The organism is Flavobacterium sediminis, assembly GCF_003148385.1.
In the GTDB taxonomy this organism is placed as follows: domain Bacteria; phylum Bacteroidota; class Bacteroidia; order Flavobacteriales; family Flavobacteriaceae; genus Flavobacterium; species Flavobacterium sediminis.
Genome location: NZ_CP029463.1, coordinates 2,192,518 through 2,214,270, shown reverse-complemented (window position 1 = coordinate 2,214,270; position 21,753 = coordinate 2,192,518). Strand labels below are relative to the sequence as shown.

Here is a 21,753-nt window from a genome sequence, read left to right as displayed (position 1 = left end):
TAAATTTTTAATGGTACTTTCGCTGTAACCTAATATATCTAGCCAGTTCTCAAAATCTTTTACTAATACTTTATAACTTTCATTTTTTATGGGGTATGTATTGTTTTTTGCATCCTGACAACTTTTTAATTTTAACTTATTGATTTTGTTGGTTTTGACCTCGCCACTTTGGAGTGGTTAGTTGTTGGCTCATTGGCGAGTTGTATTTGTACCATACAGTCTTGTAATGCCTTATCTATCATAGCTTTTAAGTCTTGGTATTCATCGGGATTAGTGATTTCATAGGCATAAGATTTAGTCGTTTTATTTTGTACTTTCTTAATATAGTTTTCTAGTAATAACTGGTTGTTGTATCTTCTAAGTGTGGTTTCTTTTACTCTTAAATTTCTTCTGATTTCACTATTGGTAAACTGGGTTTGATTTTGTTTTTTTAAATAGTCTTTTAGATTTTCAAGGTGATTTCTGCACGCTCCTGTTAAACTATCACTTTTTCTTAATAATACTTCTTTAATGAGTTCGTTAGCTTCTTGTATGTCTTCGATTGATGTTTCGATGTATTCTTCGCCTGTTTCTTTGTCGATATGGTGGAACTTTTGGTATTGCTTGTAAAATGTGATTGCCTCAATAAATTGTAAATAGTGGGCGTTGGTTCTTCTTGGTTTAAACACGGATTGCGGAAGTGTTAAGTGCATGGCAAAAGGATTGCGAACAGTAATAACTTTTAATAACCTTTGAGCGTTTTTTAATAATTCTCTTGCTTGATGTTCTTCTTCGTGGTTGATTTGTCCTGCTGATATGGCACGCTGATACAACATAATTTTTTCATCTTGCAACTCACTTTCATCAATGTATAAAAGAAAACTACGGTTACTGTTATCCTCATAAATACTTTCTTGAGTAGTACAACCACTTACACTTACTGGACCTTCGACTGTTAAATGAATGGTTTTTGTTACGCCTTTTTGGTCTTTATGCACTAATGTTTTGGTAATCTTCTTTTTACTTTGTAACTCTCGAAGTGGATAGAGTACACTTTCTGCTCCGTCTAAATCTTCTATTAAAATGAGTTTGTTTTGTAGTTCTGTTCTGTTGAAGTAATAAAAAGCATTTGCCGATAATACGGTCATTTCTATTTTATCTTCTTCTGGGATGAGTTCGGCTACTTTGCTTTGTAAATGTGTTTTTCCTGCTCCTGAACTTCCTAGACTGATGCAATGTAACGGATTGTTGGTTTTTCTTGATGTGAAGATTAAGTACATTAATAATCGGTTGGTTTCTTCGCCGATTACTCCTGATTGTCCGATTAATTCTTGAGTTCTGTTTATCAAGTTATCTGCTTTTAAAAATGCCTGTGCGGCTCGCACTTCTTTTTCGGTTAAAACTTTTACTTGCTTTTCGTATAATTTGCCTTGTTGTTCTACTTCTTGTAATCGGTAGGTTTCCAGTTCATTGGTTAATTGGTCTAAATCCCGTCTCACTATCGTTGTGCCGATTTCTAAACGCTCCGCTACTTTTCTTGTGAGTTTTTCTATACTGGTGTCATTATATAAATCAATATTCTGTCTTAAAACCTGTTCGCTTTTTAGTTTTTGTATTCCGAGAGTAACTCGTAAAGCTTCTAAATTATTAAACCGTATTCCTCCTAAAATGGATATTTTTAAGTGTTTGGTTTCGTAGATGTAATGGTTGGGGTTGGTGGTGTTGAGATTTGATTTTTCCATTGTTAAAAAAAAATAATTACGACTTATAATTCACAAAAGTAAATTATCAATCCGAATTAACCAAACATTATCATACTTGTTTATGACTTTTAAATCATTTATTTTTGTCAAAACAAAGCTTTTTTAGGCTTTTTAACTACCTATTATTATGGATTTAGGAGAAAACATAATGCTCATCCGAAAGAAAAAAGGATTATCGCAAGCAGATTTAGGTAAGCTTATTGGAACTAGTGGTGATGTAATCGGAAGATATGAGAGAAGTAATTTAACTCCTTCTATTGATGTTGTAATTAAAATTGCAGATGCTCTTGAGGTTTCGATTGATTATTTAGCAGGAAAATCAAAAATTATACTTGATAAAGAAATGCTTAATAGAATGGAAAGTATTACTAATTTATCAGAAGAAAATAAAAACTATATCATTAGTCTTATTGATATGGCATTACGTGATTTTAAAACACAACAAACTTATAAATAACTACCACTATGCAGTATTACATTTTAGATACACCTGCCGAAAGTAAAGAAACTGGTAAAGTTTATCCACAAGTAGCTTTTGATAAAATAAAAGAAGCCTTTAAATTCAGACATAATGTCTATCCTGATAATGAACCTATACTCTCTGCAACACTTGAAAAAGGAGCTAAATTGACAGATATACTTAGTCAAGCCTCTATAGCCGGACATGGTTTACTTATCAATGATAAAGTAAAAAATATATTAGCTGATTTTAAAATAATGAACCATAAATTCTATAACTGCCCGGTTAAAGACCATAAAGGGGTAATTCATCAATATTATTGGATGGCTCTCGTTCAACCTGATATCATCAATTGGATTGATTTTAAAAATAGTTCATTTTATACTGTTGAAGTTGGTTTTAGAGAAGATAATATAAAGTTAACTTCATATCAAGATTATATTCAAAAAAAAGAAGAACTACCCAATATTAACTGGTGGATTGAAGCTGAAAATATTAAAATCAACACAATAGAAGAACACGACCTTTTTGTTTTTCCTTATTTATTCAGTAATATAATATTATCTGAAAAACTAACACAATCTTTTATTAAAGACAATATAAAAGGTATAAAATTTGAAAAGGCTCCAGTCAATAACTAAGAGCCTTTCCTTTTTATTATTTTATAATTAAGTCATTAACTTTTGTACTTCCTTCTACAGATTCTTTTTGTATCTTATCTTTTAATTTTCCTGCAAATTTTTCCAAGTACTCTTTAGCTTGTTCTCCTGTATAATTAACATTTTCTTTTGACCATTTTGTTAAATTCTCTAATATTTGCTTTGTATATGTTGGGTGATTAGCATGTGTACCCCCTTCGTTTAACGCTTTGACACCAATGCCATTTACTACACCATTAAAGTCAAAACCTGCATCTACAGCTTTTTGTACTACTTCACTTTTAGTAAGAGCTTCAACAGGTATGATATGATGAGCCTGCATTCCTTTTTGAGTAATGTTTATCGCTTTTGCTAACTTACTTCTATTTGCAATAGCATCTGCTGACTTAACTCCAAACTCCATCGCATTACCAAGCCATTTTTTAGCTGCCCATGCACTTTTAAACGTTCTACCTTCAAAACCAGCTACTTTTAAAGAGTATTTAAACCCTTTAGCTGTAGCATCACCACCTAGAGGAATTAAACTTATTGAAGAAAAAGCAGCATTTAAGTAGTCTCCTTCATAAGTATAAATAATAGCATTTGTACCATCTGCCAACTCACCAAATCCAGGTACAAAACCTGCTCCATCTAAAAGTCCATGAATAGCTTTCATATTAGGTGAAGAACTAAGCTGCTTCTGCCACAATTCTGGTGTCATTCCAGACTGTTTAGCTGTCGGACTAATAGACATCCAATATTGAGGTCCAGTTTCTAATCCTTCTAACTCGTTTCTGTCTATTACCCTATTCCCACTAAATGCATACGGAGAATAAAAAGCATATTTTCTAAACAACGGATCAATGGCAAAAAACCTACCCACCCTTGTGTCGTGCATACGGAAGGTGTAGTTTATGGAGTTTCCTTCCCCTTTAATTTCGTCGTCTTTCTCTTGCCCTTGGAAGCCGTAACGGTATGAATCTGAGCTTGCATGCCTGTTTGGCAGTAACTGACCAAAAGGGTCAAAACTACTGCATTATTTTGCTGGGTGTTCGTTAGTTTGGGTATACCTTTTTGGGCAAAATCACCAAAAAAAACTTTTTCCGCTTGCCTCTACTACTGCAACTTTTACTATTTTTTATAAGAACGTATATTGGTTATTTATAGCTCAAAAATACTACTTTTTATAGGATATACATAACTCATAATTATATTTTTTTATGCTTTATTTAACAGGAACTTACGCAATATTGGTACACAACTTGCTGTTATACTGGTAAAAGCGGTTTTTATGGCTCTACAACTACCTATTTAGTAACCTTTTAATTTTTATGTTATGAGTAAGCAAAAAGGCGTTATCAAGTTAGTTGGTAATATTGGAGGTATGAGTTTTTATACTTCTAATGGTGAGTATTTGGCAAGAACCGCAGGTGGTGCTTCCAAAGAACAGATAGCTACGGGTTCTAACTTTGTGAGAACACGAGAGAACAATGCAGAGTTTGGCGGTTCTGCTAAAGTAGGTAAAGCCTTTAGAACGGCTTTGAGTAGTGTTATTCAAACAATGGGCGGAAGTACTTTAACAGCTTCTTTAACCAGACTTTTTAAGTCGATTAATGCAAAAGCTTCAGGAGTTCGTGGACAACGCCCTATTGCTTTGAGTGCTAATAAAACACAAGCAAAAGGATTGGAACTAAACAACAAGATTAGTTTTACTTCGGTTTTCAACGCTCCCTTTACCGTTACGCCCGATGCCGACCGTGTGGAGATTACCTTTACAATTCCTAGTTTTATTCCGATAAACTTTATCAATGCTCCCGCAGGTGCTACAGGTTTTCGTATTGCAGCTGCTGTGGGTTGGTTGTCGGATTACAGTTATGATAACAGTACCTTAAGCTATGAGCCGGATGTACCCGACCAAAATAGTTTGGGGATTACTTCCTATAGTGCTATTCAGCCTATTGACAACACCGGAACAACCATCACATTAACGGCTACCGCTCCTGGCGGATTGGTTCCTGATGCTAGTATTAGCGTGGTAGCGTGTTTGGGTATTGAGTTTTACCAAAAAGTAGATGGCGTAGATTATTTACTGGCTCAAGGTAACGCTATGCGGATAGTAGAGGTTTTTTAAGGTTTAAAGCCTGTTTATTGACCACTGGGCTCTCGGGTGACCGAGGGCTTTTTTTGTGCTTAAAACGCTTTAAAATCATTATTTCAAGGATAGTTTAACTTACTGATGTAGTTAACTTATCCTTTTTTTATCTCTTTGATAAAGTCGGCTTTAGTGGAGTTATGGTGGGCTTATACTGGGCTTATCCTCGGGTTATCTATAGCTAAGCCTCAAAAAATCTAAAGCTAAAAATCGTATGTATTTATCCATTATCAAAAGGCAGGTATAAAACTACCTTCGGGGTTTGCCTGTAGTCGGCTGGTTGGTTTAAACGGATGGCTCGATTTTTTTGGAAGATTACCAGTAATCAAACGTTGTTGTATAATCGGATTTCCCTTGGTAATCTTCTAAAAAAATGAGCATAGCCTTGTGGCGATTGAACACACAAAGTGCATCCGTTTTGCTTTTTTAAATTTTTGTGATAAAAAACGAGCAAAGATTTAAGGCTGTGATCCTTCGGGGAGACAGGCGTAATTTTGTGATGTTTTTTTGAACAAAGAATTTTAAATAACTGTATTTTAAGGTGTTAGATTTTATCTGTAAGATTCGTTAGATTTTATCCGTAGGGGTTTGATGGTGTTGTATTTGGTGTTTTTTTACTCTTTGCTTTTCGGGGTTTCGGGTGGTTTTTTGGTGGTTTTTTGCCTTTGGATTCCGCATTATTTTGATACCGGACAAATGGGTGTTGGGTGTGGCGGGGGAACGGGTGGGCGCTGGGGTGTGCGGCTATTTTACATAGTGCAAATTATGGCTTCATAAAAATATCTTTTAATCAATTATGAACTTTTTTTTATGAACCATAATGCTCGATGCACTATGTAAATATAGCTTGGGGGCGTTTTTTGGGGTGCGCTTGTTTATCGGTTGGGGGGTAAGGCGCTTTGTTTTTATCTCTTTTATGCGCGGTGGGTTTGGGAAAATAAAAGGGTAAAAACAATGTGCCTTACTCGGGGTAAACAAGGGCTAAGCGTGGGGTGGAAAACGCCATTGCAGGGGGAAGCTCGGACTGGGCGGGCGCAAAGAACTCAGCGGAGCGTTCCTATTTTGGGATTCGGCTTGGACTTCGCTTAGTAACTACGTCCTGCCACGGTTCGTTTTGCGAACGTTTTTTTGGTTTAATGTGTTGGTTTTTAAAAGTTTAGTTGTTTTTGGCGTTTAGTTGTTAAAATATGTTAAAATTGTAGGGTTTATTGTATGGGATGGAAGGTGTTGACCATCTCGTGAAGTTCTTCTAAATTGTCTTGCCTGTAGCGTTCTGTACTACTTATGTAACGATGTCCTGCCATATATTGAGCCTTTCTTAACTTGTGTTGTTTGAGCCAGTTTACGATGACGCTGTTTCTGATTTGTATGGCATTTTGATAGTTGTAATTGATTAGTTTTAATTCTTCGCTTATTTTCTTTAAAACATTGCTTAAATTACTATTTCCATAGCTTGATGTAAATAAACTTTCTTCTCCTTTTGGCGTTATTTGTGGTCTGATCTTTTGTAAATATTCCATTAGTTCCATGAGTTGCCAGGGTTTGAGTTCTAATGTTCTGCCGTTGGTTTTTTTACTCTCTGGAATTTGTATTTTGCCTTTGTATAACTCTACGTGTTCTTCTTTTAAGTATTGAAGTTCTTTACTTTGTAAGCCTTGATAGACTAATAATCCGATAATAATTTTGTTGCGTTTTCTAGCTAGATCATTGTCTTTGGTCTCGTAAGAATAATATAAATCTTCGAGTTCATCGGCTGTGAGTAGATTGCCTAATACCGTTTTTACTGTTCCTTTTATGTTGATGTTGGTAATGGGATTGTCTGCTCTGTAATTTTTTTCTTGTAGATAATTGAAGTATATTTTTAAGTTTCCGATATAGGTTTTTAAAGTTCTGATTTTTATTCCTGTTTTTTTGATTTCCTCTACATATTTTAAAAAGGTTTTGTAGTCGATGTTTTCTTTTGTAGTTCCGTATTTATTCATCCATATATTTAGGCGTTCTGTAGCCTTTAGGAATGCTGGAATACTCTTGTTGCTGTAACCGTTTTTCTCTAAGTATGTTGTGTAATTGTTCATCGTTATTGGTTTTTGCTTTGTGTTCTAGTAAATGCGTGTAGATTTGTGTACTCTCTAAACTTGAGTGCCCTAAAAACTGGCTGATGGTTTCTATTTTGGCTCCTTTTTCTAAAAGATGTGTTGCGATGCTATGCCTTAAAATGTGTGGTGTGATATTTTTAGTTATCAGTTCACGGTTTTCAGTTATCAGTGCGATTGCTGTTAGTCGATTACTTAAACTTTGTCCTTGTAGTGGTTTTCCTCGATAGTTGATTAATAGATATTCGGTTTGTTTATAATTGTAAAATGCTGGTCGATAATCGTAAATATATTCTTCTATTATTCTTAAATTATATTCATTTATGGGAACAAAACGCTCTTTATAATTCTTTCCTTTTCTAACGTGGATGCGTTCTTTATCAAAAACTATATCTTTGATTTTTAGATTAACTACTTCGTTTCTACGCAGACCACAACTGTATAATAACACTAAAATTACTTTATCTCTTTTTCTAATTCTTTCTTGTTCATTGCTATAATCGGTTGCTTTAAATAATTGTTTGATTTCGTCTTGGGTTAGGATTTGTAAACTATCTCTTTGGTTTTGTTCTTCTCGTTTTAAATGTATATTAATGCCTTTGTGATTGTGCTCTTTTAAATAATCGTTGAACTTAAAAAGTGCTTGTTGGTGTTTGTTTAAATACGCTTTGCTTAATCCTCCTTCTCGGGCTTGATTGTTTCTTGTTTTTAGATGATTGTAATAGTCTTTTATTTGTTGAACTGTTAAACTGTTTATTGTATTGATGTTTTCGTTTTCTAAGTAGTGAAAAAACTCCCGCAAGTGACTAGGTAAATTTTTAATGGTACTTTCGCTGTAACCTAATATATCTAGCCAGTTCTCAAAATCTTTTACTAATACTTTATAACTTTCATTTTTTATGGGGTATGTATTGTTTTTTGCATCCTGACAACTTTTTAATTTTAACTTATTGATTTTGTTGGTTTTGACCTCGCCACTTTGGAGTGGTTAGTTGTTGGCTCATTGGCGAGTTGTATTTGTACCATACAGTCTTGTAATGCCTTATCTATCATAGCTTTTAAGTCTTGGTATTCATCGGGATTAGTGATTTCATAGGCATAAGATTTAGTCGTTTTATTTTGTACTTTCTTAATATAGTTTTCTAGTAATAACTGGTTGTTGTATCTTCTAAGTGTGGTTTCTTTTACTCTTAAATTTCTTCTGATTTCACTATTGGTAAACTGGGTTTGATTTTGTTTTTTTAAATAGTCTTTTAGATTTTCAAGGTGATTTCTGCACGCTCCTGTTAAACTATCACTTTTTCTTAATAATACTTCTTTAATGAGTTCGTTAGCTTCTTGTATGTCTTCGATTGATGTTTCGATGTATTCTTCGCCTGTTTCTTTGTCGATATGGTGGAACTTTTGGTATTGCTTGTAAAATGTGATTGCCTCAATAAATTGTAAATAGTGGGCGTTGGTTCTTCTTGGTTTAAACACGGATTGCGGAAGTGTTAAGTGCATGGCAAAAGGATTGCGAACAGTAATAACTTTTAATAACCTTTGAGCGTTTTTTAATAATTCTCTTGCTTGATGTTCTTCTTCGTGGTTGATTTGTCCTGCTGATATGGCACGCTGATACAACATAATTTTTTCATCTTGCAACTCACTTTCATCAATGTATAAAAGAAAACTACGGTTACTGTTATCCTCATAAATACTTTCTTGAGTAGTACAACCACTTACACTTACTGGACCTTCGACTGTTAAATGAATGGTTTTTGTTACGCCTTTTTGGTCTTTATGCACTAATGTTTTGGTAATCTTCTTTTTACTTTGTAACTCTCGAAGTGGATAGAGTACACTTTCTGCTCCGTCTAAATCTTCTATTAAAATGAGTTTGTTTTGTAGTTCTGTTCTGTTGAAGTAATAAAAAGCATTTGCCGATAATACGGTCATTTCTATTTTATCTTCTTCTGGGATGAGTTCGGCTACTTTGCTTTGTAAATGTGTTTTTCCTGCTCCTGAACTTCCTAGACTGATGCAATGTAACGGATTGTTGGTTTTTCTTGATGTGAAGATTAAGTACATTAATAATCGGTTGGTTTCTTCGCCGATTACTCCTGATTGTCCGATTAATTCTTGAGTTCTGTTTATCAAGTTATCTGCTTTTAAAAATGCCTGTGCGGCTCGCACTTCTTTTTCGGTTAAAACTTTTACTTGCTTTTCGTATAATTTGCCTTGTTGTTCTACTTCTTGTAATCGGTAGGTTTCCAGTTCATTGGTTAATTGGTCTAAATCCCGTCTCACTATCGTTGTGCCGATTTCTAAACGCTCCGCTACTTTTCTTGTGAGTTTTTCTATACTGGTGTCATTATATAAATCAATATTCTGTCTTAAAACCTGTTCGCTTTTTAGTTTTTGTATTCCGAGAGTAACTCGTAAAGCTTCTAAATTATTAAACCGTATTCCTCCTAAAATGGATATTTTTAAGTGTTTGGTTTCGTAGATGTAATGGTTGGGGTTGGTGGTGTTGAGATTTGATTTTTCCATTGTTAAAAAAAAATAATTACGACTTATAATTCACAAAAGTAAATTATCAATCCGAATTAACCAAACATTATCATACTTGTTTATGACTTTTAAATCATTTATTTTTGTCAAAACAAAGCTTTTTTAGGCTTTTTAACTACCTATTATTATGGATTTAGGAGAAAACATAATGCTCATCCGAAAGAAAAAAGGATTATCGCAAGCAGATTTAGGTAAGCTTATTGGAACTAGTGGTGATGTAATCGGAAGATATGAGAGAAGTAATTTAACTCCTTCTATTGATGTTGTAATTAAAATTGCAGATGCTCTTGAGGTTTCGATTGATTATTTAGCAGGAAAATCAAAAATTATACTTGATAAAGAAATGCTTAATAGAATGGAAAGTATTACTAATTTATCAGAAGAAAATAAAAACTATATCATTAGTCTTATTGATATGGCATTACGTGATTTTAAAACACAACAAACTTATAAATAACTACCACTATGCAGTATTACATTTTAGATACACCTGCCGAAAGTAAAGAAACTGGTAAAGTTTATCCACAAGTAGCTTTTGATAAAATAAAAGAAGCCTTTAAATTCAGACATAATGTCTATCCTGATAATGAACCTATACTCTCTGCAACACTTGAAAAAGGAGCTAAATTGACAGATATACTTAGTCAAGCCTCTATAGCCGGACATGGTTTACTTATCAATGATAAAGTAAAAAATATATTAGCTGATTTTAAAATAATGAACCATAAATTCTATAACTGCCCGGTTAAAGACCATAAAGGGGTAATTCATCAATATTATTGGATGGCTCTCGTTCAACCTGATATCATCAATTGGATTGATTTTAAAAATAGTTCATTTTATACTGTTGAAGTTGGTTTTAGAGAAGATAATATAAAGTTAACTTCATATCAAGATTATATTCAAAAAAAAGAAGAACTACCCAATATTAACTGGTGGATTGAAGCTGAAAATATTAAAATCAACACAATAGAAGAACACGACCTTTTTGTTTTTCCTTATTTATTCAGTAATATAATATTATCTGAAAAACTAACACAATCTTTTATTAAAGACAATATAAAAGGTATAAAATTTGAAAAGGCTCCAGTCAATAACTAAGAGCCTTTCCTTTTTATTATTTTATAATTAAGTCATTAACTTTTGTACTTCCTTCTACAGATTCTTTTTGTATCTTATCTTTTAATTTTCCTGCAAATTTTTCCAAGTACTCTTTAGCTTGTTCTCCTGTATAATTAACATTTTCTTTTGACCATTTTGTTAAATTCTCTAATATTTGCTTTGTATATGTTGGGTGATTAGCATGTGTACCCCCTTCGTTTAACGCTTTGACACCAATGCCATTTACTACACCATTAAAGTCAAAACCTGCATCTACAGCTTTTTGTACTACTTCACTTTTAGTAAGAGCTTCAACAGGTATGATATGATGAGCCTGCATTCCTTTTTGAGTAATGTTTATCGCTTTTGCTAACTTACTTCTATTTGCAATAGCATCTGCTGACTTAACTCCAAACTCCATCGCATTACCAAGCCATTTTTTAGCTGCCCATGCACTTTTAAACGTTCTACCTTCAAAACCAGCTACTTTTAAAGAGTATTTAAACCCTTTAGCTGTAGCATCACCACCTAGAGGAATTAAACTTATTGAAGAAAAAGCAGCATTTAAGTAGTCTCCTTCATAAGTATAAATAATAGCATTTGTACCATCTGCCAACTCACCAAATCCAGGTACAAAACCTGCTCCATCTAAAAGTCCATGAATAGCTTTCATATTAGGTGAAGAACTAAGCTGCTTCTGCCACAATTCTGGTGTCATTCCAGACTGTTTAGCTGTCGGACTAATAGACATCCAATATTGAGGTCCAGTTTCTAATCCTTCTAACTCGTTTCTGTCTATTACCCTATTCCCACTAAATGCATACGGAGAATAAAAAGCATATTTTCTAAACAACGGATCAATGGCAAAAAACCTACCCACCCTTGTGTCGTGCATACGGAAGGTGTAGTTTATGGAGTTTCCTTCCCCTTTAATTTCGTCGTCTTTCTCTTGCCCTTGGAAGCCGTAACGGTATGAATCTGAGCTTGCATGCCTGTTTGGCAGTAACTGACCAAAGGGATAATAATCATTATATGAAAGAACTTCCGGTTCAAACAAAGATATAAAATTATTGCTTGATACCGCCGGTAGCTCGTAAAAATAATAATTATCCATAAAAACGGAAACACCCGCATAATCATGCCATAACAAGACCTTATACGTATCGGCTGTGGTAAGGGTAAACGTAAAGGATACATAACCGCTTTCGTTGATCGTATGGCTCGCCACTGCCGTAGTAGTGCCATCCAGAATATCCAGATGCAAGGCTGTTCCCTGCGGAATGTTGTCTCTGTCAATATCAAAACTGATCACATAAGTAGCCGGTTGCAAAGCATAGGCTGTAAAAGCGCCGGCATTTGCCGCTCCGGTAAGGATCTCCTGTTGTCTGTCCACTGTAATATCCACACTGGCTTCGCCATAGGCTTCCCATTTGTTCTCCTCAAAATCATTACTGTCCGTTAAACGAGTATCGGTAGGAATGATCTTTCTGTCGGTGATCACGCTTAAAACATTCCCCAGATGGTTCGACAGTTCGTAATATTTATCGCCTACTAATCGGGAATATTCTGTCACGAAGGTTCCTGCGGTATAATTTTGTATACCCAGTCTGCTGCTGCCGTAAATATGGTGTTCTTTCAGGGCAAACTCAGTAGTTGATCTCGGTGCCACAGCATAGCTGTAAACCCCTAATGAGTTCCCTTGCGTATCACGGGCATAATAGGTAGCGGTCGTGTTTTCGCCACTTCTACCGAAGGTAGACAACTTTTTAGCGATCCGGTTCCCTAAACCGTCATAAAAGAACAATACGTTTTGATCGACGATACCGTCGTTGATGTTAATGCTTTTTACCTTTCCGTCGGCTCGCCACTGAATACCGGTTATATGAGACTGCTCGTCTTTGATCAATTGACCGATCTCGTCATACCCATAGTTCGTTGCACTCTGGCTGTCTATATCTTCCGAAAAATTGTTGGCCGCAATATCTGTAATATACAGTAATTTATTGGTCAACGGGTCGTAATGGTATGAGAAATCGTCCATTTCTTCAATCGTTTCGGTTACCCCGTCGCTGTAAGGTGCTGTTCGCTTCAACGTTTGCAGGTTTCCGTTTCGGTCGTAGGTATAATTTGAAGCGTAACTTGTTGTACTGTTGCTCCCGTTTTCGTCGATATCGACCTGGTAAGACGAAAATTCGAAGATTCGGTTTAACTGGTCGTAGCCGTAAAGGTTTACCTGCGTAGGCAATACTTGCAATTCGGTATTGTGCAGCGTGGTTACCATTCGTTTAATATTACCGTTAAACAGATCGCTATCGGTTGGATTAAAGGAAAGATTACTTCCTGAAACACTGTTCATGGTAGCGGTAATACGGGATTCGTAATCGCCTTCATAATACGATAAGGAATAGCCCATAGCATCTTTAGAAACCCAATCGCCGTCGTGTCCCATATCATTATTCTGAGCATTCAGGCTCTCGCTATTTACGGTTTTTAACCAGCCCTGAATCGTATAAGCATGGTCTACCCCCTGTACTTGTTTGTCTCCTAAAACAACCCGTGCCAGCGGCCCGTGATCGTAATACAAATACGTGGCGTCTTTCTCCCAGATGTACGTATCTTTTGACGTTTCCACACTCACGATCCTATTATCTGCATCGTAATTGTATTTGTGAATGAACTGGTCTGCATTGCCTTTCTGAAACCATACTTTTTTAACGTTTCCGCTGATCAGATCGTATTCATAGTTCACCCGCTTGATCGTAGGATCTAGCTGGTAATCCAGTATTTGAGTGCTGGCCACCTGAAGCATTTCGTCTACATTTCCATGAACGTCGTAATTATAGAAAATGGCCGACTCGTAATCGCTTAAAGGCGTGGTTTCGGTATGACCGGCAAAGCTGAGTATGGCTGTAACCCTGTTTTGTGTATTGTATGTAGGGTTTGACAGCAATTGCCCGGCCTGAACCTGAGTCTGGAAGTCACTGTAATCGTCATATAAGGTTCGGGTCACTTCTTCCTGTGCCGACGAAACATTATACGGATAATTGTCTACTAAACCATTAGCATTGACTCCTACTAACGCATCGGTCAACAGATCTCTCAACTTTCCGTTGTCGTCTATATACAAAGGTTGGGTTTGATCTACAGCAAACTGTCCGGCTTCAAAGATACGTCCCAGATCGTCGTAACGGGTATAGCTGAAATTATTGGTCGCATCGTAATTGACCACTTTTAAATTATTGATCCTGTGCTTTTGTTTGTAAATAGCAAAATCGATCAACAAAGGCGATCCTACCAGATACGTTCCCTGATCGGTTTCAGTCTGAGTATGGTAAAGCACGCCGTCTACATAATAGTTTATCGTTTGATTGATCCGTTCTATTCTCAGTATCTGATTCGGATTAGAATACATCACATTTGAAGGAACATAGGTCGGAACAGTTGCGCCAATACTTCTAATAGCTAACTTATTAGCTGACGTGGCCGGATAGACATAGAATCCGTACTTTATACTTGAGAATGTTCCGTCTACATACGACAATCCACAGAATAAATATTCGGTACTGACGGTGTTATCCACACCGGAAACCGAAAACTCAATATACCCGTCACCATTTAGCACATACCCATAAGATGTTCCTCCTACATAGGCGTCTTTAGCAAGTGTTTTTATGATACTGCTTCCTTGTACGGTTAATTCCGGCGGCAGGTTAAAGGTTATTCTGTTGAACGGCACATTATTTCCGGTTCCCTGTTTTTCGTTTTGCGAGGCTACTATTCTGCCCAGTTCATCATACGCAAAGCGGGTTTCTCCTCCGTCCGGAGTTGCCTGCCATACTAACTGGTTTAACGAGTTGTAAAGGTAGCGCGTTTTAAAATCGTGAGCAGGTAACATTGCTGTATTTTCCAGATCGTTTATCCTGATATCGTCGATCAATTGATTCTGTGCCGCATCGAGTACCAGTCTGTCAACTCCTTGCGGTGCAACGGTCTGTATAAGGTTTCCTGCCTGATCGTAATAATACAAGGTGTACTGGTATTCTTTATCAAAATACTCCAGATCAAAGTTCTCAATCGCTTCTCCTAATGCTTCCGCCAGATAGGCAGTCTTAAACTCTCGTTTTAGCCTGTTAAGATACGCCTGATAAGCTTCATTGTTATATGTTTCTGCCACACTAATGGTAAACTCCTCACAAGGGTTGTCCATCTCCACTGTTTCTTCCACATAAACAGGCATCGGTGCCGGCGGACAAACTCGTGGATGTGTTGCTAAATACCAGGTAGCATATAACTGCCAGTTGTTTACTGTAACGATCTGTATATCTCCGTCTCCGTAATCGTATGTCAATTCATGCAAGCCTTCGGTATAATTGATCAGTTCGGCTATATAGTAATCTAAGAAATTATCAATTATGTTTCCGTCTGCCGTGTTGTAATCAAAGCCGTAATTTAACGGTGTATCTCCAAACTCTGAGATCGTCAGGAACAAATCTTCTTTATCCAGATCCGGTATAGAAGTATTACTTGCTAACTGTGTTATGTAATGCAGGTATCCGGCTGTAATAAAATGAAGGTTATAGTCACAGAAATCGTTCTGAGTATCGTAACTCGTAAAATTAAATCCGGACAAATTCGGATATTGCGTTGCAAAACCAGCAACAAAATCATTATATGCCACATATTGATCGTAGCATGATGTAGCAGCCGGTATCTGAGGAATACAATCGCAGGTTGAAACATCTAATGATTCCACTGCTTCATTAAAAACTTCATTCCCCGGTTTATTGGATACTAACTTGTTAGTCAAAGGATTTGATGCATGATATCTTAAGAAACCGCATACCCCTGGATATGTGTCATATCCTACATTACTAACTGTTTTTTTGAACCTGATATTGATGGGTACAGTAACGGTTCCTGAATTTTGTGAAACAACTTCCATTATCAGGTTATAGCCGGTTTGAGAATATCCTGCCGTTTCAATGCTGGTCACAGAAGTAATATCTGTCGGTATTAATTGTGTACTGCTCGTCTCAAATAGTATATCTCCATGTATAGTGGTTCCCCCTCCACTATACATGCTGGTTCCATTTATAAAATAAAGCTTTCTAGGTATCTTATAAACAGATGCATAATACACATAAGCATTAATTACCAAACTATTAGCGTTTAAACTCGGAAAGGTTGTATTGAATCGATACGCTAATTCACAATCACTAATCAAAGCATCCATTGTTGGCGAAGTAAAGGCTGAGCTTTCAATATTAGAAGCTAATGCAATATTATTATCATCTATATAAGTGATATACTCATTAATCATATCTTTTAAGTGGTCTAAAAATTCGACCACTTCCGTATCGCTTGTTTCCCAACATCTTACATTAGAACACGAATCCAATACTCCGTCACCATCTGTATCTACCAAATAGGTATTTCCCGGATTATAGTTATCCGGACAAACATCACAAACGTCACCTATACCGTCATTATCAGAATCTTCCTGCCCCGGATTATAGGTTTGCGGACAATTATCGCAGGCATCGCCTATACCGTCTCCGTCTTCGTCATTTGTATTCGGTGAATTCGGACACGAATCACAACCGTTAGGGATCCCATCTCCGTCGCTATCAAAGTTATTATTACAATACGGATAAGCGTCCTGATCGTTCGGGATTCCGTCGCAATCATAATCTGTTTCGTTATCCGGCATACATACATAGGTATCGTAACAATCCGGTATACCGTCAAGGTCAAGGTCTATCCTATTGTCGCAGAGGTCGCAATAACCTTCTCCAAAATTATCATCATCCGGTATACCGTCACCGTCATAGTCCCATTCTCCGCATTCGTTACAACACGTAAAGACCATCGCTGTTGTTTTCCTAATCTGTTCTCCGAAAATGTATCCTGAAAAAGATTCATAAGGTGGTGTCATTGCATTATTCTCTATCGTTCCGGAAACCGTATTGTATCGGCTGTAAAATAACCCTGAATTAAGGCTTCCGATATTTAAAGAATTCAAATTTCCGGTACTTAGGTCAGAAGCGGTTGCCAGTACCATCCTAACATTACCGTCAACCAAAATTTTATAGGCGTTTAAATATATATTTAACGGTATAAAATAATAATTGCTCACATAAACCCATTCCACCACCGATGAAGCAGTTAACCCGAAATAACCACTCAGATAGTTAGGTACAGTAGTTGTTTGGATCTGGTAAGGAGACGTACTGTTTACATTAGTGCCCAGCCCTACAATCAACTCTTTCAAAGCATCTGCAAAAAGTTCTTTCTTGTTACACCCCTCAGAATCTCCGGGATCGATCAATATAGGATCCCCGTTTTCTCCGTTAGTCACCACTCCGTCCGAACCATTTGTACAGGTTAAACGTGCTTTTGTACGACCGGAAAGTACAATATCTTTATAAGGCACTTGCAAAGAAGTTCCTACACCATTTCCTATTATCCGCACAACCATTTCAAAGGTATACTCCTGATTGGCCGCATCATACCCTGTACTTACTACTTGCGGAACACTATTTATAACCCATAAACTTGAAGTTCCTGAACCGTATCCCTGCCAGTCTAAACCGGCTGCAACTCCTGTAGCAGGGATTGTTAATGTTATAGTCTCTAAGGTTGTTGTCCCCTGCTCAAGTGTAATTGTAATTGTTTTGTTATCAGGGCTAAAAGAAGACTGCAACGATGTTATGGTACTGCTCCAGTCCCCGTTAAGTTCTTCTAACAAACTTTGAGAAATATAATATAAATAGGGGTCAGTGATATTTGAAGCAGAATTCAGGAATGTATCCATTGCATAGGTTGCTCCGGTATTTACGACCGTATTGACTAATCCGTTCTCTTGTCCTGCTCTTCTGATCAGATTTTCTAAAAATGCTTTTAAGTCTCTTACCATAGGACAAACACCATCACTTTCATACATATTCGTATTAATGACACTCATCATGTCTTCGTATATGTCTTGTGCTGATTGTTCGGAATTATACAATTCATCGTATGGTAAAAATCGTTTTTCTTTTACAGCTAAGGAAGTTCCGTTTTCTGTTTGTAAGGTAGTTGTTAAATTACTACTTGTGTTGTCTTCAGGCAATACCATCCAGCTGTTAACCAAGTTTCTCGCTGATGGATACTCTCTGATCACTGAGGTTATGGTATTATAGTTCTCCTGGTTATTATTCCCTATACAATCATTATAAAAACCTAAACGGGAAGCATATAAATTAATAAAAACATGTTGTACTTTTTGCTTCACTCCTAAATAATAGGATACATAATATTGCCAGAACTTATCCTTAATTTCATCTGCATCGGGAACTACTAACGGATCCAAACCGTCAATTACACTTAGTATTGTTGAAAAATTCAAATTTAAAGGTTGAGTACAACCTCCACCTCCCGGTGTATTACAGAACAAGGTTTGATAAACATTTTCAAATAATGTTTGCTGAGTATTTTCATACCCTCCGAAGAAACCGGCATTCAGATTAGAACCGTTTACAGGTGTAGCTATATTTGTTTTAGTTAAAGCCTGATGCATAATGTATTGCTTTACCTCCAGCATCATTGCAGGCGTAATATTTGTTGTTGTTGTTGTTACTTCCCCTCCTTCATTCTGGGTAGAACTAACAATTACCAGACCGTCGTAAGGATGCTCTAACTGGAAAAAAGGATCGTTGTTAAACAAGGCTAACGGATCGTTCAATAATCCTGCATTTTTTGCATCCTGATAATTATCAAAAGATCCTAAAAAACTATCAAAACCATCCGAATTAAAGGTTATTACATCTGTTGTATTTTGATCTCCGTCTAATTCAAAATCATCTGTATCTTCTATCAGAATAGAACATGTTTTGTACTGATAATCTAAATAATGAAACTCAGGGTGGTATTTTACTAAAGATAGCGGCCATGTATCCCTGTTATCAATATAAGTGACAAAATCTGTCACATTTTTTAAATATTGCGGTTCAATCTTATACAAACCGGCTTCAGCATCTACTTCGGCATCAGGAAAAACGGTTAACAAACCTGATATTGATGTTATCTCTGCTGTAAAGTCATTATTCATCACTGCCGGAACAAAGGTATTACTATCATTATCCCATTGAATACCTACAAAGTCTATTTCTCCGATGCTGTTAAAATAGTGTCTTAAATCACTGATGACATAAGTTGTTCCTAAAAAGCCATAAGCATCAAACAATACCGGATGTCTCCAATCATTCAACTCTAATTCGGTTCCCTCAGCTGCTGCATAAATAGTATTCCCTTCATGATAAATAGTAAAATCGTTATTCGCAATCAGACTTTGAGCATCTTGACTCGAATCACTATTTCCTACAGCATTTCCGTTAGTATCGATATCAGAAGTATAAAAACCGTATTGACCGGCAGGCAACATGTCCGTAGCCAAAGTCATCAAATTATTATCACAGCTCATGGATGTACTAACCGTTCCGCTTCCGACTACATAGCCATCCGGTTGGCATGGTCTCTGACATTCTAATAGTATGCCCTCCCATTCTTGTTGATATCTGAGAATTAACAACGTTTCTAAATCTGTAAATTCTTGAGTTCCTTGCTCCAAGGCTTGTAAGTCTAAATTGGAATCAAGCATCATTTGTACATAGGCATCTTGTCCATATAACATTGTTCCATCAGAATCATAACTTAATCCCGGATATACTACATCATTAGAAGGGTCTTCATCCCCGAAATCAAATGGGTAATCTATTCCGTTATAATAGGCTACACACTGATCACAAGAATAATAACATGACACTAAGTTGACATCCGGATTTTGTGGTCCCAAAATACATCCGGCTTCTACTCCTCTTTTAATATAATCTTCTGCAAATATCTCAAGAGCATCCTGATCTACCGTTAGCTGTTTGGTTATACCATAGGCTCCTAAAACCGGATTTTGAAGTACCATAGTATCATCAAAACTTTGGTTAAAAGATGTGCTATAACTTGGACCGACAGCTGCCTGATCATAATTTCCATCTACATCCAGATAGTCGTTTAAAACAGCTTCCGAATCTCCTCCTAAATTTTTATCCAGGGTTGCCAGATCATTACCGCATTCGTCAGATACTCCCAAATGCAGTTTGTATAAGAATGGATAATAAAAAGTTTCTTCATTACATTCAAAGGTAAATGGCGAATCTTTTAAAACTTTATACTTGAAAGTATAATCTCCTTCTGTGACAAACACTTTCTGAGCATCATATCTTAGACCATCTAAATTATTTCCCCAATAATTACTCGCTAAGTATTGTGTGTTATTGTCTAAATCCGTATCAAAATCATTTGCATCCAATTTATTCAGCAAATCTGTTGTGTTGTATTGATGAAGGCTGTTATTTGTTTCGTCTTCTAAATTATTCATATTGGCAGGGCTTCCTGAAGACAAGGCTGTAGCTATTGTTCTTCCCTGAGGGTCGATATAGCTCACACTTACCTGTCTGTTTGGATCTACTACAATATTTTTTTTGTAATGTTGTACATTTCCTACGCTATAACCAAACAGACGATTTAGTTCTTCCTGACTTGGTATAGAGTAGAAATACTTCATTTCATGAGTGGTTCCTAACTGATGATTAACTCCTACTCCTCCTTTTTTTCTTATTCTTCCGGTGTTATCTAAGGAATAATCTATTTGTGAAAAAGGATAGTTCTCCGCTTTTGGAATAAAATCCTGAAAACTATTCTCTTGTGCATTATTCGCTGAATAATATTTACTTGCTCCTATTAGATCCGTCATTCCGCCTGCTTGCAAGTCACAATTTGTTGCGCTAACACTTGAAAAATCCTGATAAGAATATACTTCCGAAGTCATATTTTGATTGAAATCAGGATAGTACTTTATAGCTTTACTGTCTACCGGCACCGGCAATACCTCTATTGCAGCTCTTCCTTCTTCATCGTATATAACTTCTCCGACAACGGCCTTTTCATTTGAATTGATCTTAGTAACTGTTTGTCTGTTTCTCAAAGAACCGTCAAAATAGGAAACAACATCTTTCTTTTTCCCCTCTTCTGCATAAGAAGCCTGAAACTGCCAATTCATGTTATCATGTGCATTCACCGGAAATATTCCCCAATCAAATACACTGGTAATTCCATTCGGATCATTTACATCCCATGGGGTATATGTATTATACGTCGGATCTTGTAGATCTCTACCTATTGCCCTGATCCTGAACAACAAGTATCCTCTGTCATAAATATTTGAAATGGTATATGACGTTTCTTTGGTCTGAATCCGCGTACAATTTTGCTCAAATTCACGTATAGTCATAGGAATCTGGCTTGGTGTTAACGGAACACTAAGTCCATCATTACTATAATCATCAACCCAGGTCCACGCCAATTCATATTCCTCTGCTCCCGTCATTTGTTGCCATGGCACTTCAATAGTATTGTCTACTGTATTTAATACTATCTGCCCATAGTTAATAACTACAACTGTTCCCGTAGGCAGTGGATAATAGCGCTCAACTTCGTTACTTAATGTTAAATGGACATTTGACGGTGTAATGCTTTCATTTACACTAGCATCTTTATTATAGATTGTTACTTCATCAATAGATATTTCTGCCCCTAAAACTCCGTCAATTACCAAGTGTTTTTGTAAATCTATAAAAGTTCCGAAACCATTATAATGATTATTCTCAACTGATAACCGTTGTGAATAGGGTGTTCCTAAACTACCATCAGATAAAATAGGTGTAATTGACATATTCACATCACATGTAAACCAGTAGTAAGGTCCCGCATAATCATCTATTTTTAGTTCTATAAATGTATTTTGGGATACCGTTGTGAATTGTCCGGATTCCGGATCATGAAGGGACATTACTGCTCCCGCCTGAATTTGATTACCTACTAATTCTGTAGTCCATTTTTTTTCTTTTCCAAATGAACAAAATGATATTATTGAGATGAAAAAGAGTCCTATTAGTCGAAAATTAAAACCTTTTTTTTGCAT

11 protein-coding genes are annotated in these 21,753 nt (G+C 36.3%); 5 read left to right on the top strand and 6 right to left on the bottom strand.

Annotation, left to right across the window (positions count from 1 at the left end; all coding sequences use genetic code 11):
- Positions 1–131 precede the first annotated feature (131 nt).
- Positions 132–1,721 carry a hypothetical protein gene (locus DI487_RS10225; RefSeq protein WP_109569545.1) on the bottom strand — a complete coding sequence of 530 codons (1,590 nt, stop codon included), beginning with the start codon at positions 1,719–1,721 and terminating at the stop codon, positions 132–134.
- Between the two features lie 148 nt (positions 1,722–1,869).
- On the opposite strand from DI487_RS10225, the gene DI487_RS10220 reads away from it, so the two are divergent.
- Together DI487_RS10220 and DI487_RS10215 are read left to right on the top strand one after the other, a co-directional pair.
- Positions 1,870–2,199 carry a helix-turn-helix domain-containing protein gene (locus tag DI487_RS10220; RefSeq protein WP_109569544.1) on the top strand — a complete coding sequence of 110 codons (330 nt, stop codon included), beginning with the start codon at positions 1,870–1,872 and terminating at the stop codon, positions 2,197–2,199.
- 8 nt (positions 2,200–2,207) lie between these two features.
- Entirely contained in the window at positions 2,208–2,843 is a 636-nt protein-coding gene (locus DI487_RS10215) for an imm11 family protein (protein ID WP_109569543.1), read from the top strand.
- A gap of 16 nt (positions 2,844–2,859) precedes the next feature.
- On the opposite strand, the gene DI487_RS10210 is transcribed toward DI487_RS10215, so the two are convergent.
- Entirely contained in the window at positions 2,860–3,738 is an 879-nt protein-coding gene (locus tag DI487_RS10210) for an AHH domain-containing protein (protein ID WP_109569551.1), read from the bottom strand.
- Between the two features lie 438 nt (positions 3,739–4,176).
- Here DI487_RS10210 and DI487_RS10205 point away from each other — a divergent pair, with 438 nt between their 5' ends.
- Positions 4,177–4,971, top strand: a complete 795-nt coding sequence (locus DI487_RS10205) for a hypothetical protein (protein ID WP_109569550.1) — start codon at positions 4,177–4,179, stop codon at positions 4,969–4,971.
- A 1,226-nt stretch (positions 4,972–6,197) separates the two neighbouring features.
- Here DI487_RS10205 and DI487_RS10190 read toward each other — a convergent pair.
- The 3 genes from DI487_RS10190 to DI487_RS10180 all read right to left on the bottom strand — a co-directional run bounded on the left by DI487_RS10190 (position 6,198) and on the right by DI487_RS10180 (position 9,617).
- Positions 6,198–6,974 carry a tyrosine-type recombinase/integrase gene (locus tag DI487_RS10190; RefSeq protein WP_170108197.1) on the bottom strand — a complete coding sequence of 259 codons (777 nt, stop codon included), beginning with the start codon at positions 6,972–6,974 and terminating at the stop codon, positions 6,198–6,200.
- Positions 6,967–7,887 (bottom strand): tyrosine-type recombinase/integrase, encoded by a 921-nt coding sequence (locus DI487_RS10185; RefSeq protein WP_170108196.1) that lies wholly within the window; start codon positions 7,885–7,887, stop codon positions 6,967–6,969. The genes DI487_RS10190 and DI487_RS10185 overlap by 8 nt, the downstream gene beginning before the upstream one ends.
- A 140-nt stretch (positions 7,888–8,027) precedes the next feature.
- Positions 8,028–9,617: a hypothetical protein gene (locus tag DI487_RS10180; protein ID WP_109569545.1), complete on the bottom strand. Its 1,590-nt coding sequence runs from the start codon at positions 9,615–9,617 to the stop codon at positions 8,028–8,030.
- 148 nt (positions 9,618–9,765) lie between these two features.
- Between DI487_RS10180 and DI487_RS10175 the strand changes: the two genes are divergently transcribed.
- Both DI487_RS10175 and DI487_RS10170 read left to right on the top strand, forming a co-directional pair.
- The gene (locus DI487_RS10175; RefSeq protein WP_109569544.1) at positions 9,766–10,095 is read left to right on the top strand and encodes a helix-turn-helix domain-containing protein; all 330 of its coding nucleotides are present in this window, start codon (positions 9,766–9,768) and stop codon (positions 10,093–10,095) included.
- A gap of 8 nt (positions 10,096–10,103) precedes the next feature.
- Positions 10,104–10,739, top strand: coding sequence for an imm11 family protein (locus DI487_RS10170; RefSeq protein WP_109569543.1), 636 nt, complete (start codon positions 10,104–10,106; stop codon positions 10,737–10,739).
- Positions 10,740–10,755: 16 nt separating this feature from the next.
- Here the strand turns inward: DI487_RS10170 and DI487_RS10165 are convergent, their stop codons facing one another.
- Positions 10,756–21,753: an AHH domain-containing protein gene (locus DI487_RS10165; RefSeq protein WP_109569542.1), complete on the bottom strand. Its 10,998-nt coding sequence runs from the start codon at positions 21,751–21,753 to the stop codon at positions 10,756–10,758.